The 15912-nt window shown below is 56.4% G+C and carries 13 protein-coding genes; 4 read left to right on the forward strand and 9 right to left on the reverse strand.

The window, feature by feature from the left end:
- Positions 1–15 precede the first annotated feature (15 nt).
- From SELIN_RS13350 to SELIN_RS13390, 8 genes are all read right to left on the reverse strand, one after another.
- Positions 16–1746: a sensor histidine kinase gene (locus SELIN_RS13350; protein WP_013507162.1), complete on the reverse strand. Its 1731-nt coding sequence runs from the start codon at positions 1744–1746 to the stop codon at positions 16–18.
- A 648-nt stretch (positions 1747–2394) separates the two neighbouring features.
- Positions 2395–3069 carry a response regulator gene (locus SELIN_RS13360; RefSeq protein WP_013507164.1) on the reverse strand — a complete coding sequence of 225 codons (675 nt, stop codon included), beginning with the start codon at positions 3067–3069 and terminating at the stop codon, positions 2395–2397.
- Positions 3047–3745 (reverse strand): phosphate signaling complex protein PhoU, encoded by a 699-nt coding sequence (gene phoU / locus SELIN_RS13365; protein ID WP_013507165.1) that lies wholly within the window; start codon positions 3743–3745, stop codon positions 3047–3049. The genes SELIN_RS13360 and phoU (SELIN_RS13365) overlap by 23 nt, the downstream gene beginning before the upstream one ends.
- Positions 3732–4484 (reverse strand): phosphate signaling complex protein PhoU, encoded by a 753-nt coding sequence (gene phoU / locus SELIN_RS13370; RefSeq protein ID WP_013507166.1) that lies wholly within the window; start codon positions 4482–4484, stop codon positions 3732–3734. The genes phoU (SELIN_RS13365) and phoU (SELIN_RS13370) overlap by 14 nt, the downstream gene beginning before the upstream one ends.
- A 73-nt stretch (positions 4485–4557) precedes the next feature.
- Complete coding sequence (pstB, locus tag SELIN_RS13375) at positions 4558–5403, reverse strand: phosphate ABC transporter ATP-binding protein PstB (RefSeq protein ID WP_013507167.1); 846 nt, start codon at positions 5401–5403, stop codon at positions 4558–4560.
- Between the two features lie 232 nt (positions 5404–5635).
- Positions 5636–7303 carry a phosphate ABC transporter permease PstA gene (gene pstA, locus SELIN_RS13380; RefSeq protein WP_013507168.1) on the reverse strand — a complete coding sequence of 556 codons (1668 nt, stop codon included), beginning with the start codon at positions 7301–7303 and terminating at the stop codon, positions 5636–5638.
- Between the two features lie 60 nt (positions 7304–7363).
- On the reverse strand, positions 7364–9640 hold the full coding sequence (locus tag SELIN_RS13385) for an ABC transporter permease subunit (protein ID WP_013507169.1): 2277 nt from the start codon (positions 9638–9640) through the stop codon (positions 7364–7366).
- 126 nt (positions 9641–9766) lie between these two features.
- Complete coding sequence (locus SELIN_RS13390) at positions 9767–10747, reverse strand: PstS family phosphate ABC transporter substrate-binding protein (RefSeq protein ID WP_013507170.1); 981 nt, start codon at positions 10745–10747, stop codon at positions 9767–9769.
- Positions 10748–11097: 350 nt separating this feature from the next.
- Between SELIN_RS13390 and SELIN_RS13395 the strand changes: the two genes are divergently transcribed.
- Positions 11098–13044, forward strand: a complete 1947-nt coding sequence (locus SELIN_RS13395) for a sensor histidine kinase (RefSeq protein WP_013507171.1) — start codon at positions 11098–11100, stop codon at positions 13042–13044.
- Positions 13045–13061: 17 nt separating this feature from the next.
- Here SELIN_RS13395 and SELIN_RS13400 read toward each other — a convergent pair whose 3' ends face one another.
- Entirely contained in the window at positions 13062–13769 is a 708-nt protein-coding gene (locus SELIN_RS13400; RefSeq protein WP_013507172.1) for an SIMPL domain-containing protein, read from the reverse strand.
- 331 nt (positions 13770–14100) lie between these two features.
- Here SELIN_RS13400 and SELIN_RS13405 point away from each other — a divergent pair, with 331 nt between their 5' ends.
- From SELIN_RS13405 to SELIN_RS13415, 3 genes are all read left to right on the forward strand, one after another.
- On the forward strand, positions 14101–14262 hold the full coding sequence (locus tag SELIN_RS13405) for a thioredoxin family protein (protein WP_425481180.1): 162 nt from the start codon (positions 14101–14103) through the stop codon (positions 14260–14262).
- A 149-nt stretch (positions 14263–14411) separates the two neighbouring features.
- The gene (locus SELIN_RS13410; protein ID WP_013507173.1) at positions 14412–15437 is read left to right on the forward strand and encodes a hypothetical protein; all 1026 of its coding nucleotides are present in this window, start codon (positions 14412–14414) and stop codon (positions 15435–15437) included.
- Complete coding sequence (locus tag SELIN_RS13415) at positions 15437–15883, forward strand: type II toxin-antitoxin system death-on-curing family toxin (RefSeq protein WP_013507174.1); 447 nt, start codon at positions 15437–15439, stop codon at positions 15881–15883. Before SELIN_RS13410 ends, SELIN_RS13415 begins: the two co-directional genes overlap by 1 nt.
- Positions 15884–15912: the final 29 nt, after the last annotated feature.

The following is a 15912-nucleotide window of genomic DNA, read 5'->3' on the forward strand; positions in this document are numbered from 1 at the left end:
GTGCGCTCTTGCCCATCACAAAATCTCAGACCTCTTCTCCCGCTTTTCCACCAACCTGACGGTAAAAATATTGCCATGTTGCCGACTTTCGCTGATATCCACGCGCCCGCCATAGGCGTGCACGATATGCTTGACGATGGAAAGGCCGACTCCCGTGCCGCTCTTGGCCCGATTGCGGGACTGGGACACGGTATAGAAGCGCTCAAAGATGCGTTCGCGTTCTTTGGCGGGAATGGCCGGACCTTCGTCCTCCACTTCCAGCACCAGATGGGGCGGTTTCTGATGGACGCGCACATGAATCGTGCTTCCCGAGGAATACTTCATGGCGTTATCAATGAGATTGGAGAGGATGCTGAGAACATGCTCGTAGGTGCACCATACCTGCATGCCTCCTGGCACGTCATAGTGGATAACCTTGCTGGTAATGGTGGCGAAGCGCTCCCGTAGGGTCAGGATGACGTCTTCCATCAGCAGGGGTTCATCTATGGCGAACTCCTGCCCGGTTTGCTCCAGGCGGTTGAGCTGCAGCACATCTTCAATCAGGGCACTGAGGGAGTGAGAGCTTTTGTAAATAATGCGCAGAAAGCGCTCACGCCTTTCGGTGGGCAGATCGGGGTCGCTGAGCAGGGTTTCGGCGTAGCCCATGATCATGGTGATGGGCGTACGCAGTTCATGGGAGATATTCCCCACCAGTTCTGTCTTGTAGCGTTCGTACTTGTCTTCCTCGGTGACATCGAAGAAGGCGATGAGCTTCTCCTTGGCCAGTACCCGCAGATTCACCTCGTACACCCGGTCGCGGAAGCGGCGCTTGTCCCACAGGTTATTCTCTTCTGACTCCAGGATCTCCCGCAGAAAGCTGATGACCTGGAAGTCCTGGATGTCCCCCAGAAGGTTGCTGCCCACGTGGAATTCAACTCCCAGGAACTCCTGGGACTTGGGGTTGGAGTGCAGGATGGTGTTGTCCCGATCCACCAGGATAATTCCCTCCTCAAGGATACCAAAGATATTCTCAAGCTTCTCCTGCTCTTCGCGCAGGCGCTCCTGCTTGGCGATCATGGCGTGGTAGATGCGGGCGATGAGGTGGGAAATCTTGGCCATGGTAGGGTCGCGGAAGTGGGGAAAGTGGATGGAGCTGCGCCCCGATTCCACCGCCTCGGCGATATAGCTCAGGCGCTGGATGGGCAAAGAGATTTTCCGAGCCAGATAGGCGGAAACCAGCGCCGTGGCGGCCAGCAGCATCAGCAGGAAGATCAGGCTGCGCTCGCGGGCATCCTGCTCCAGACGGGTGATATAGGTGGTGGGGTAGGAGATGCGCAGAATACGGCCATCCTCCAGGGGCTTGGCGTAGTAAACCATCTCCTTGTGGATGGTGGTGCTGATACGCGTGAAATAACTCTCCCCCAGTTCCAGGGCGTCCAGCACCTCGGGGCGCTGGCTGTGGTTGGCAATCTGCTCCATCTGAGCTGCTGCCACATGGGAGTCGTAGGTAACGCTTCCATCGGTATGAATAAGCGTAATGCGCAGGCTGGTGGTGCGAGCCATGGCGCGCAGGCGGTCGTGAAATTCCCGGTTGTACTCCTGGGGTATTTCCAGAGCCGCCATGATAGCCCACTTGGTCTTCATCTCTTCCATGAGGTTCTTGCGGGCACCATCCATCACGATGCCGTTGGCTATGTACACCAGCGGCAGAATGGCCAGGGCCATGGGAATGGCGATGATGAGGAATACACGTGCGAATGAGCTCATGGTGAGTAACTTTCCTACCTAAGGTCAGGTTCATTTTTCGATGCATAGAATATTATGTACTTTTTACCCTGGCGCACCAAAAAGTACACAAAAACGCGCCCCCCAACGCCCGTTTTTCCGGATCGTTTGCTCACCTGTTCTGGAGATCCGGCAGCAGGCTGCTCAAAGAGGCCCATCTGCTGCGTTGCCCGTCATCGCTCGTCACTGCGACGTACAGGGAGTAGATTCGCGGGTACGCTTGGTTGAGCGTGAAGCTACCGAATCGGTTTTCTGTTGCACGGCATATTTTGTTTCTTTGCTCCTTTTGACTCGCCAAAAGGAGCGCAAAAGCGACCCCCAGTGTTGTCCTTTTCAGCCGCCCGCTTGCCTGGAACTGGGGACCGCAAACAACCGCCATCCATGGCTTTTGGTTTGCGGTTGCCGCCATCGTGGCGTCAACCCTGCGGGTCTACCGCGTTCCAGTCAGCGCGTCCTGGCTGGGACAACACACGGGGGAGAGGCAGAAGAAGTCAGTTCCCTCCAGTGAACATGCAGGCAATTGAAAAACCTACAGGTGCAAGGCGCCCGCAAAGCAAGGAGTGAAGCGTACTCCCTCGTTGCAGTGACGAGCGATGACGGGCAACGCCGCAGATGGGGGGCGGCAGCCTGCTAGAGATCCATTCCGTAGCCGACCTTGGGGATGGAGCGGATCATCTTGCCTTTGTCCCCCAGTTTCTTGCGCAAAGAGGATATATGGGCGTCCACAGTACGGGTGTATACTTCGGAGTCATATCCCCAGATGGAGCTGAGCAGCTGATTGCGGTGGAAGACCTTTTTGGGGCGCTTGAGGAACAGATGCAGCAGCTCGAATTCCTTCATGGTCAGCACCACTTCATTCCCATCCACATAGGCTTTGTGGGTCTCCATATCAATGGAGATGCTGCCGTAGGCGACGGTGCGGTTATCATGGTGCAAGGCCCGGCGCAGCACTGCGTCCACCTTGGCCTTGAGGACTTTCATGCTGAAGGGCTTGGTGATGTAGTCGTCTGCTCCCAGGCTCAGGCCCGTGACAATATCCTGCTCGCCGCTCTTGGCGGAGATGATGATGACCGGGATTTCGCTGCGTTCCACCGAGTTCTTGAGGATGCGCAGAAATTCAAGGCCACTGAGCCCCGGCAGCATCAGATCCAGCAGAATCAGATCCACCTCGATATCTTCCAGCATCATCAGGGCGTCATTGGCGTTGTCCACCGACTCCACCTGAAACTGGCCGTCGCGCACCAGGTTGTATTCCACCAGCTCCCTGAGTTCTTCCTGGTCCTCAATCAGCAGAATCCGGTTCATGGCTGTTATCCTTTCCATTCTGGACAAATTTGCGATGGCGGATGACCTTCCCCGTTTCCATGAAGTACACCTGCTCGGCAATATTGCTGGCGTGGTCGCCGATGCGCTCAATGCGGCGGGTGATGAAGATCAGCCAGATGACCGGTTGCGTCTTGCGCACATCCTCCAGAATATACGTCAGCAGCTCCCGCACGATCTGGGCCTGAAATTCATCCACGGCGTCATCGCGCTGGATGACCTCCAGGGCCTTGTCCGTATCGCGGTGGAAGTAGCAGTCGATGGCGCCGCGCAGCATGTCGGCTGCCGCTTCTCCCATGCGGGGAATGTCGATATAGGGCTTGACCTGGGGAACCTGGTTGAGGTGAATCACCTCGCGACAGATGGAGGTGCAGTGGTCGGCAATGCGCTCCAGGTCGTTGATGATGCGCGAGACGGTCAGAATATGGCGCAGGTCCTTGGCTTTTGGCTCGTAGAGGGCCATGATTTTCATGCAGATATCATCAATGGTGATATCCAGATTATTGATCTGATCGTCCGAGTCCAGCACCTGCTGGGCCAGCACGGAATCCCGTGTGACCAGCGCCTTGATGGCATTCTCTATCATACTGACCGTATGGGTACTCATGTCTGCAATCAGGGACTTGAGGGTGAGGAAGGCATCGTCACGGTTTTTCATGGGAGTCGCTCTTGCTTTGCTGTTTTGACAGTTCTTTCTCGATCTTCTTCAGGCTTTTATGCCGTACATCCATGCCCTTGGCAAGGTAAATTACATATTCTGCTATGTTTTCGGCGTGGTCGCCAATACGTTCCAGGGCTCGCAGAATCCAGATGATATTGAGGGTCTGGGAGATGCAGCGCGGATCTTCCATCATATGCATGACCAGTGAGCGCATGGCCCGCTTGTACTCCGCGTCCACATCCTTGTCCTGGTGCATGACCCGCAGCGCCGTGTCCGCATCAAAGTCGCTGAAGGCCAACAGGGCCGTGTCCAGCATGGAGAGTACCAGATCTGCCAGCTGGCGCACTTCCGAGTAGCCCACCACCGGACGCCCCTCTTCCATCAGGGAGAGGGCGCGGCGGGCCACCTTGGCCGCCTCGTCGCCAATACGTTCCAGATCGCGGCTGGAGCGCGCCACAGCCAGAATCAGCCGCAGGTCGGAAGCTGCTGGCTGGCGTCGCACGATGATCTCGGTACACTCATTGTCGATAGCCACTTCCATGGCGTCCACTTCCCGGTCATTGGCATTGACCGTTTCCGCCAGTTCACGGTTCTCCTCCAGCAACGCCTGCACCGCACTTTTCAGCTGGGTGCGGGCCAGGTTCCCCATGTCCAGAAGGCCATTGATGATATTGTCCAGGCTTTCGTTAAACTGCTTGGAAATATGGGTGCGATGGATATTTTTGTCGATATTCATGGGTCATACCCCTTCATAAGTCAGTAAGAGATGGCAGGGAGCGAGGAAAGATGCCGCTCAGGAAGCAGCCCGACTATCCGTAACGTCCGGTAATATAATCCTCAGTCTGCTTCTTCTTGGGATTGGTGAACAGGGCGGCGGTGTTGCCGAACTCCACCAGCTCTCCCATGTGCAGAAAGGCCGTATAGTAGGACACGCGGGCCGCCTGCTGCATGTTGTGGGTAACGATGACAATGGTATAGTCGTTACGCAGCTCGTAGATCAGCTCCTCGATTTTGGCCGTGGAGATGGGATCCAGGGCCGAAGCCGGCTCATCCAGCAGAATCACCTCGGGCTGAATGGCAATGGCGCGGGCAATAACCAGGCGCTGCTGCTGACCACCGGAGAGGCCGAAGGCGTTCTCCTTGAGGCGATCTTTCACCTCATCCCACAGGGCGGCACGCTTGAGGGACTGCTCCACCACCTCGTCCAGCTGGGAGCGGTTACGCACTCCCTGCAGGCGCAGGCCATAGGCGATGTTTTCATAAATGGACTTTGGGAAAGGGTTGGGCTTCTGGAACACCATGCCCACCTTGCGGCGCAGCTCCACCACGTCCACCTTCTTGTCGTGAATATCCTGCCCCTCCAGCAGAATCTGCCCTTCGATGCGACAGATATCAATAAGGTCGTTCATGCGATTGAAGCAGCGCAGCAGAGTGGACTTTCCGCAGCCACTGGGGCCGATGAACGCCGTCACCCGGTAACGGGGAATCTGCAGGTTAATGTTTTTCAGAGCCTGATCGCTGCCGTAGAAGAGGTTGAGGTCCTTCACCTCGAAGGAGATCTTTTCGTCCTTGAGGTTGGTGGCATCAGCGGGCTTGCCGGCGAAGAAGTCGGCTCCAATGCCACTGTGGGTAAAGTTTTTATCTTTTTCCGTCATGGTATCCGTCCTTTATTCAGAGTTCTGATAAAACATCAGGAGAGTGACATTCGTTGTGAATCAAGGGTTTTTTCCAGCAGTCAAAACCATGACTCACGCCCGTTCGCTCCGCTCACTCAAGCCGCAAAGTCGCAAAGAAAGATCTTGACCTGCATTTTCCGCCTTGGCGTCTTTGCGGCTTGGCGAGAGGCAGTGCCTTTCCTGTTTTGACAAGGCACTTGCCAGCGCCGGGCTAGTCGCTGTCACTGCGATACTTCTCCCGCAGATGATTCCGTATGGCAATGGCCGTCAGGTTCAGCACCACGATGATCAGCACCAGGGTCAGGGCCGTGGCGTACACCAGGGGCCGAGCCGCTTCCACGTTAGGGCTCTGGAAGCCCACATCGTAGATATGGAAGCCCAGGTGCATGAACTTGCGCTCCAGGTGAACATAGGGGAAGTTCCCGTCAATGGGCAGGTTGGGGGCCAGTTTGACCACGCCCACCAGCATCAGGGGAGCCACTTCTCCGGCGGCGCGGGCCACGGCCAGAATCAGCCCCGTCATCATGGCAGGGGCCGAAAGGGGGACAATGACCTTCCACAGGGTCTCCGACTTGGTGGCCCCCAGAGCCAGGCTGCCATTGCGGATGGTGCTGGGGATGCGGGTCAGACCCTCTTCGGTGGAGACAATCACCACCGGCAGGGTCAGCAGGGCCAGGGTCAGAGAGGCCCAGATCAGACCCGGCGTACCAAAGGTGGGCGCGGGCAGAGCCTCGGGGTAGAAGAGACGGTCGATATTGCCCCCCAGGAAGTAGACGAAGAAGCCCAGGCCAAAGACGCCAAAGACGATGGACGGCACCCCGGCCAGGTTGTTCACGGCGATGCGGATGGTACGCACGATGGGTCCCTGCTTAGCGTATTCGCGCAGGTAGATAGCAGCCAGCACGCCCAGGGGCGTGACCACGATGGACATGACGATAACCATCATGACCGTACCAAATATGGCGGGCAGAATGCCTCCTTCGGTGTTGGCCTCGCGGGGATATCCGGTGACAAAGTCTTTGAACTCGGCAGCATAGTGACCCATTTTCTGGAACACACCCATGGCGTTGGGGCGATAGGCCCGCACGATGTGGGCCAGGGGAATCTCCAATTCACTGCCATCCATGACCAGGGCGGTGATGCTGTCCCGGGCGGCCTGCTGGCGCAGGGCCATCAGATCGCGGTGGAGGACGCTGTACTCGTCATCCAGGCTGGTAAGCTGGGCATCCAGCTCGGCCAGGCGCGTGGAAATTTCCTCTGGCGTAAAGCGCTCCTTCTGCAGCACCAGGCGGCGCTGGTCCAGGCGCACCTGCTCGATGCGGAAGTTGATGCTGCCGATGTCGTAGCGCTCCAGGTGGTTCATCTGAGCTGCCAGGGCCAGGCTGCGCTTGAGGCGTTCCTGCAGTTCGCCCCAGGCTTCTTCACCGGAAGCAACGATCTCACCGCGCTCCTTCACGTTGATCAGACGACCATAGAAGTTGCCCCACTCCATGCGCTCCAGCACCATCAGGTCCTTGGGGATCTGCCAGTCCTTGATACGAAAATCCAGATACCACAGGAAATCGCGCCCGGTCAGATCCCGGTTGCCCTGCTTGAACAGGTGACGCTCCACCAGATCCAGCTCCTCGGGGACATAGTGGCCCGCTTCGCGTATGCGGGTGGCCGTCTGGGTCTCGGAGCGGCTCAGTTCGCCGATAACCTGTACAATGCCCTGGTCGGGGTGGTCGTAGGTGATTTCATAGACCGTGGCGGGCCAGAAGTGAGAGAGACCGCGCACGGCGATCAGTCCCAACAGCCCCAGCACCATCACCAGGCTGATGGTGACGGCTCCGGCGTTCAGCCAGATCCAGGGGGTTCCCGAATTAAACCATTTTCTCATATTCTCACCTGCCGCAGGCTGCTGCCTGCCTCTGTAGAGTTATTCATTTCCATGCTCCTGTTACAGCGAAGCATAACGCTTCCGCAGCCGCTGCCTTACCAGCTCCGCGATGGTGTTCACCACAAACGTCAGGGCAAAGAGCACCAGGGCCGACAGGTAGAGGATGCGGTAGTGGGTGCTGCCCACGGCCGTCTCCGCCATTTCCACCGCGATATTGGCTGACAGGGTACGCATGCCTTCAAAGATATTGAAGTTGACCACCGGACTGTTGCCCGTGGCCATGAGCACGATCATGGTCTCACCCACGGCACGACCCAGGCCGATCATGATGGCCGAGAAGATGCCGGGGCTGGCGGTCAGCAGAACCACTTTGGTCACGGTCTGCCAGGGGGTGGCCCCCAGGGCCAGGGAACCCTGGGTCAGGTGCTTGGGCACGGTGAAGATGGCGTCCTCGGCAATGGAGAAGATGGTGGGGATGACGGCAAAGCCCATGGCAATGCCTACCACCAGGGCGTTGCGCTGGTCATAGGTGATGCCATTTTCCGTGAACCACTGACGCATGCTGCCATCGAAGAACCATATCTCGATAAAGGGGCTGGCGGTGACACAGGCCCAGCCGATTACCAGGATCACAGGGATCAGCAGGGCACTCTCCCAGCCATCGGGCACGATGTGCATGAGACGGGGGCGGACCTTGGTCCACAGATAGGCAAAGGCGATCATACCCAGGGGCATCAGCAGCAGGACGCTGAACACCGAGGGCAGGTTGTTTTCCACAAAGGGTGCCAGCCACAAACCGGCCAGGAAGCCGAGAATAACGGTGGGCAGGGCTTCCATGATCTCAATGATGGGCTTGACCAGCCCGCGCATCTTGGGACTCATGAAGTAGGCGGTATAGATGGCGCCCATCACCGCCAGGGGAACCGCAAAAAGCATGGCGTAGAAGGCCGCCTTGATGGTTCCCACGGTCATGGGCACCAGGCTGAACTTGGACTCAAATTCGTCGGTGGCCGATGAGGACTGCCAGACAAAATCAGCTTCGCTGCGCCCTTCGTACATGACCTTTTCCCACAGGGCCGCCCAGGAAACCTGAGGATGGGGGTTGCGCAGCTCGTAAAAACGCAGCTGGTTGCGGTCATCGGCGGCAATGAAGCCGTTGTTGCGGGGTGCCAGACCCATGGCCTGCACCGGATTCCCATCAAAGATTTTCTCCGCCAGCAGGGTGCGGGACGAGGTGCCATAGTGCACTTTTATCACTCCGCTGGCATCGCCGGTGACAAATCCCTTGCGGGCATGCTCCGCCGTAATGGCAGTAATGGGGGCGCTGTGGGAGTCAAATTCCCGGATATGGGTCAGGTTGCGGATGTTTTCCTCGTCGCGCATCAGAAACCACTGGGCCACGCTGCCATCGCTGCTGCCCACCACTATGGACACGGTGCCCAACAGAAAAGCGAGAGAGCTGATGGTCTGCCCCTCGGCCACCACGCGAGTGCTGTTGACCAGGTGGGCGCTGGAGGGGGTGCTGATGTCATAGTAATGGACATGGCCACGGTCATCGGCCACGTACATGGCCTGCATCATATTATCAAGGAGAATACGCTGAATGGTACTTCCGGGGTTTTCCAGTTCATAGGCTGTGCGGGTCACCGTCACCGCTCCCGTCATAAAGTGGGTCTGGGTACCGTAGACCACCAGCAGCAGGCGGCCATCAGCCGTGGAACCCGCCACAATGTAGCCCCGCGGCCCGCGCTGAATGGCCAGAGCCTCCAGGGGTTGCCCCTGGGCATCCACCACTACCGCCTCTTCCCCCAGCACATATTCCAGCTTGGGGGTGACCAGGCGCACATCATCGGGGTAGGAAAGGTCGTAGGCGTGGCTCACCACCAGCGCCTTGCCATTATCCAGACCAAAGGCCACCAGACCGGTGCGCTCCTCGGCATGGGCAAAGCTGGTGACCTGTTCCCCGGCGCCAAAGGAGACCTGTTCATCCAGGAGAGTCCGACCTTCGTAGGGTTCAAAAAACAGCACCCGGCCGGAGCGATCAAAACTCACCCCCACTTCCAGATAACGGTCCACCGATGTGAGCAGCACTTCCGCGCCACTTGTGGCTGCCACACTGTGCTGGGCCTTGAACTCCATAGTCGCCGGCCGGAAGATGGGCAGAACCTCGATAAACAGAAAAATAAAAATCAGAGCCAGAGCTCCGATAACGCTGAAGCCACCAAAGGCGACCCCGTACTTGGTGCCGTGGTCCTTGAAGCCGCGCCACTTACGCAACTTCTCCCGCCGCTCGGGACTGGGCAGAATAGATGACCCGTTGGCTGTTCGTGTTGTCATGGAAGGTTACTCCCTCAACCAGTTCTATATTTGCAAGGAGAAAAACAAGGTGCCTGCCCCTCACGCACCACAAGCCGTTGCGGTCTCCCGCAACGGCTCTGGGGGGGCAAGAGACGTCAGACGCTATCAGTCAAGGCCAAGATCTTTGCGGATTTTGCCAGCCACTGACTCGGGCAGGGGCACAAAGCCATCGCGGTTTACCACGTCCTGACCCTGCTTGGAGAGAACCATCTTCAGGAACTCACGCTCCATGGGAGGCAGGGGACGGTTGGGGTGCTTGTTTACAGCCAGGTACAGGTAGCGGGCCAAGGGGTAATCGCCGCTGGCAGCATTCTCGGCAGTGGCTTCAGCAAATTTTCCGCCATGCTCACGGGCAAGGGGAACCACGCGTACACCGGAAGTGCGGTAGCCAATACCGGAGTAGCCAATGCCATTCAGGGACTCAGTGACACCCTGAACAACAGAAGAGGAGCCAGGCTGCTCGTTGATGCTGTCCTTGAAGTCACCATCACACATGGCGTGCTGACGGAAGAAGCCATAGGTACCGGAAACGGCGTTACGGCTGTACAGGGTGATGTCACGGTTGGCCCAGGCACCGGTCAGGCCAACCTGGCCCCAGCGGTTGATGTCATTGCCCAGTCCGCAGCGACGGGTGGAAGAGAAAATGGCGTCAATCTGGGGAATAGACAGGCCCTGGATGGGGTTGTCCTTGTTGACAAACACCGCAACCATGTCGATGGCCACAGGTACCAGTACGGGGGGATATCCATGACGCTGCTCAAAGGCTGCCTTTTCCGTGTCGCGCATGCCACGGCTCATGGGACCGAAGTTGGAAGTTCCCTCTGTCAGAGCAGGAGGAGCGGTGGAAGTACCGGCACCCTGAATCTGGATGTTAACGTTGGGGTAGAAGCCCTGGAACTCCTCAGCCCACAGAGTCATCAGATTGTTGAGGGTGTCGGAACCAATACTGGACAGGTTACCGGAAACACCACGGGTTTCCTTGTAGGTAGGAAGCTTGGGATCGACATCTGCTGTGGCGGTGACGGCCAGTACGCTTGCCGATACCAGCAGGGTGGCCAGTCCTTTCATTACGCCTTTGACTTTCATGCATCTTCTCCTTGCGTTTTTTCCATGCGTTTGTGCAATTAAAACTGCAGAGAGGATACGATCCCGGTGTCATGGAACTATCAGCGGAATGTAAAAAAAATGTAAAACCTGAAAACAGAGGGGAAGATGGTCGCAAAGGCAACGCAGGTGCGGATGAATGAAACTTCAGTAGTGCGTTAAGAGCGAGCGGGCAAACCGGTTGAGCCATAAACAGGGAAATAGTCTGCACAAAAAGTTGCAATTTGTATCGCGCAATGGTTATTATTTTTAACTGTAGCTGATTTGCCATTTACTGATGGAGGACGCTGACATGTGGCAAAACCCGCTTGCCGGAAAAGTATTGGTGAGCCGTGCTTAACCACAGGCACTGGCGCGTACGCCTGCTGGCGGCTCTGGGCACTTCCCTGCTGCTGTGGCTCTCTGCAGCCAATGGGCAGATGGTTGCCTTTGATGCTGCCAACCGTGACCTGACCCCATCCCTCCTGTCCCATATCGAATATCTGCCCGATCCCCAACACATTCATACCTACGCCTCAGCCAGGGAGAGCCAGGAGTGGCTTCCCCTGGAACGCAGCAATCTTGGCTATCTGAGTTATCCCATCTGGACGCGCCTGAACATTACCAACTCCCACCCCAGGGCGCAGGAACTGGTGCTATATAACCAGCGTCCATTCGTCAACCATATTGATGTGTTTGTGGAGGCAGAGCATGGTTTTGAGTTCCGTAGAAACCTGGGTTACTTCTCTGATCAGCGGAACCAGCATCAGGCCAGTCAGTTTGGCCACCTGCTGCTTTCTGTTGAGCCGGGCCAGACCTATACCCTGCTGACCCGCCTGGAAACGCGGGGAGCCATTGAGACTGACTGGCGGGTGGCTTCCCCGGCGGACTACTCCCGCGAGCAGGTGATTGAGCTGTTCAAGTGGGGCCTGTACTTTGGCCTGCTGGCGGCTTTGGCGATATACAGCCTGATGAGTGGACTAATGATGCGACGCGGCAGTATCCTGTTCTATCTGGGCTACTGCTTTTGTGCCTTTGGGTTTATGATGGGCTACAGCGGGGTTGCGCGCATTATTTCCCTGGGGATACCGGCACCGATCTGGTTTTACAGCAACTGGCTGATGGGCCTTGGATCAATTCTCTTTTTGCTGCTGCTTTGCATTTACTTCCTGGAAACCCGTCGCACCATGCCCACGATGGACAAGTGCATAAAACTTATGGCGATACTGACGAGCCTGGCGATCCTTCTATTTGTGGCAGCACCCTGGTACCCGTGGATATACGCCAGCCAGAACATCATAATGCAGCCACTACTGCTTCTTAGCTATGCGGGTTTAGTGGCAGCGGGCGTGCTGGCTGTCAGGCGAGGAGTCAGCGGTGGCTGGTTCTTCCTGATGGGGCAGGTGCTCTTTATTGTCCTCCTGGCCGGTATTATCTTCCTGGCCCAATACGGCCTGATCAGTAACCTTAAGCTGGTGTTCTGGTCCATACCCGTTGGTCAGACCCTGTTGGTCACCATGCTCTCCCTGGCCATTGCCAAGCAGGCCCGTGACCAGCACCGTGAGCACGAAATGCAGCGCCAGCTTCTGGTGGAACAGTCCCGTTTTGCAAGCGTGGGACGCTCAGTGGGGATGGTGGCCCACCAGTGGCGCTCGCCCCTGGCACGCATAGGCGCGTTGGTGAGTGAACTGGAGGTATACCAGGAAGCAAAGGGTGAATCCACCTCCCATGATCAGCGCATCAATCAGGTGCTTGAGTACATGCACCAGTGCCTGGCCACCATGGGCGGAACCATTGAAGACTTCCGCAGCTTTTATTCCGCCAATACAAACTGTGAGGCCTTTTTCCCCCACACCATGATCAAGCATGTGCTGGCAATCCTTCATGAAAGACTGTTACAGCAGGGCGTTGATGTCCACTACACCTTTCCGGACAAGCCATGCCAGGTCGTAAGCCACCCCACAGCACTGGTCCATGCCACCATGGTGCTGATGGAGAACGCCCTGGATACCTTTCAGCTGCGTCGGGTAGACGAGCCTCGCATCCAGGTGACCCTCAGGTGCGCCAATGGGCGGGTTGCCTTGTCTGTTGCCGATAATGGCGGCGGGATCGCTTCCCACTTACAGGGGAAAATATTCGAGCCCTCTGTAAGCGGCAAAACAGACGGAATGGGGATTGGGCTCTATATCGCCCGCATGCTGGTGCAGGAGCGACTGAAGGGAACGATCAGCGTCGAAAACCGTAACGGTGGCGCGTGCTTCCACATAGAATTCCCCGCTTCGTCAGGTGACGAAGGGTGACTCCTGCTAGCAGGCTGCTAGAAGTCGAGGAAAATGCTCCCCCCCACCCGCACCTGAATGCGGCTGCTGCCAGATTCCATGGCCGGCGGCGCGATGGACATGGTGCTCACCTCCGCGCTGCTGCGCTGCAGGAACATATCGCGGGGAGGCTCCTGGCTGTAACTGTTCACGTGCAGCTGACCCAGGCGATAGCTCCTGGCCCCCAGTTCCTTGCGAATCAGCTCCGCCTGCTGGCGAAACTTCTGCAACGCCTGACGGGTCAACGCATCGCTTTGCCGGTCATGTAACTGAGGTGAGGGAGAAAATACCACGGAAGTCACCGCCAGCCTCTCCTGCAGGCGCGCAATGGCCTGCTGCATCTGAACGATATTTGTGGAGCGCAGCTCCACCTCCTGCTGCACCTGCCAGATGATCGGTTCGCGGCCCCGCTGTTCAGCACTCTGGGGCAGGGGAGTGGTGCGGTAGCCACGGTGGCGGCTCTTGACATCAGCAAAGGAGCCCAGCTGACGCTGCATCCACTCCATGGTGCGATTCACCTCATCGGCCGCCACAGAGGGCTGGGCAGACTGAGTCTGATATCGCAGCATTACGGTGATGGTGTCGTTTTCCACCTCCCCTTCAGCGCTGACCTCAAACTGGATCATGTTTTCCGGAAATTCACCGGCCAGCACAGCCGGCACCAGGCACAACAGGGTTACAAGCAAAAACAGCATAGGGTATTTCATGACGTGACTCCTTCTTCAGAGTTTCCTTGCATGGGCGAAATGGAGTTTCAAACTTTTCCCCATAGCGTACCTTGTACTATAAAACAACACCTTCAGGAGAGTACATGAAGAAACTGCAGATCTTCGGGGTTGGCTGCGCCAGGTGTCGCCAGCAAGTGGAAAACGCCCACAGAGCCATAGCAGCTTGCTGAAATACTTAAAAATACGCAGGCAATTGAAAAATGCTCAGGTGCAAGGCGCTCGCGGAGCGTGGAATGAAGCGTACTCCCCGTACGTTGCAATGACGCGCGACGGCGGGCAACACCGCAGATGAGGGTTTTTCAGCAGCCTGATAGAGGAAAGCGACGCCAACTATGAACTGGAAAAGATCACCGATATAAACGCAATCATCGGAATGGGTATCATGATCGCCCCGGGAATCGCCATTGACGGTGAGCTGAAATCCACCGGCAAACTCCTGTGCACAGAAGAGATTAAAAAACTGCTGACATGACCCGATATCAGCAGTTCAGCCTGCCTCTCTCTACAGGCAAATTGATTTGACCGCTTCTCCCCCCCTGAACTATTGTGTGCCAAAGGAATGAATTGGAGTTCAGCCTCGATTCCACAGCCAGGAATTATCCAAGTGTGCAAGGAGAGAACATGGCCAAGGACCTGACCAGCTCCGCCATTGATCGACAGAACATCCTCAACAACCCTTATGCCTTGGCTGAAATTGAAAAAGCGGCGGGTATTCAGGGTATTCCCTTTGAAGGCAAAAACGTTGTCCTCAAGGAGCAGGTGGCGGAGTTCTTTGAGGTAACTGTTCGTACTATCGAAAATTACCTGGAACACCACACTGAAGAACTGGCGCAAAATGGTTATGAGGTCATCAAGGGTAACCGTTTGAAAACATTGAAGGAGTCCATTCTCGCATTGGGTGTTCACGAAACGAATTTCGGGAACATATCCAAGACTCCTCAGCTGGGAGTTTTCGATTTTCGAGCCTTTCTCAATCTTGCCATGCTTATTTCGGAAAGCGAGCGGGCAAAGCTGCTGCGCCAGGCTATTTTGGACATTGTGATAGACACCATCAATCACCGTACTGGTGGTGGAACCAAATACATCAACCAGCGGGATGAGGAGTTCCTGCACTCCGCCTTCATCGAGGAAAACTATCGCAAGCAGTTTACCGACGCCCTGATGGATTGCGTGGCAATGGGCAACTTCAAGTATGCAATTTACACAGACAGGATATATGTCAGCATATTCCGTGAAAAGGCACAGGAGTACCGTAAAATCCTGCGCCTGGGGCAAAAGGACAAGGTGCGGGATACCTTGTATTCCGAGGTACTGGATCTGATCGCATCCTATGAGTGTGGTCTGGGGGATGCGCTACGTAAGGCAGCCGACCAGGTTGGCAGAAAGCTATCGGTCGGCGAAGTGGATGCCCTGTTCAACGACTTTGCGAATCAGGCGCACTGGCGTCCCTTGATTGAAAAGGCGCGTTCGAAGATGGCCAGCCGTGACCTGGCCTTCCGGGATGCTCTCCATCTGCAGCTCAAGGAATATGTAACTCCGGTACAGCGGGATGAGTTCGAACGCTTTCTGGGTGAAAAAAGCAAGGAACTGTCCGAGCGTCTGGAAGAGTCCAGAGATGTCATGAAGCGCCTGAAAGAGCGTGGTTAATGGCATTGGTCTATCTTACGCTGGATCAGGCCATAGAGGTCCATGCCAAAACAGTTGAAGTGAGTGGTGGTGGAACCCTTGGGCACCTGGAGCTTGGCAAGCTGGACAGTGTGCTTCAGAATATCCAGAACGATGACTACTACCCAACATTCGAGGATAAGCTCACCCACCTGTTCTTTTGCGCCTGCAAGTTCCACTGTTTTCAGGATGGGAACAAACGCATTGCCATAACCCTCTCTGCGCAGATGTTGTTGTTAAACGGCTACTTGTATTGTGCCAGCAGCTTTATCCGAGAAATGGAGAATATCAGCTACCACGTGGCTGCCGGGAATATTGGCAAAGAACTCCTGAGGGAGCTCATTGCAGCCCATCTGGCCGAGGAATCCGACAGCGAGGAGCTGAAATTGAAAATATGGCATGCTATTTCGGGAAGCCTTCATAACTGATACCCTGTTTCGCTCAACCACAACCCGCG

The organism is Desulfurispirillum indicum S5, assembly GCF_000177635.2.
GTDB lineage: Bacteria > Chrysiogenota > Chrysiogenetes > Chrysiogenales > Chrysiogenaceae > Desulfurispirillum > Desulfurispirillum indicum.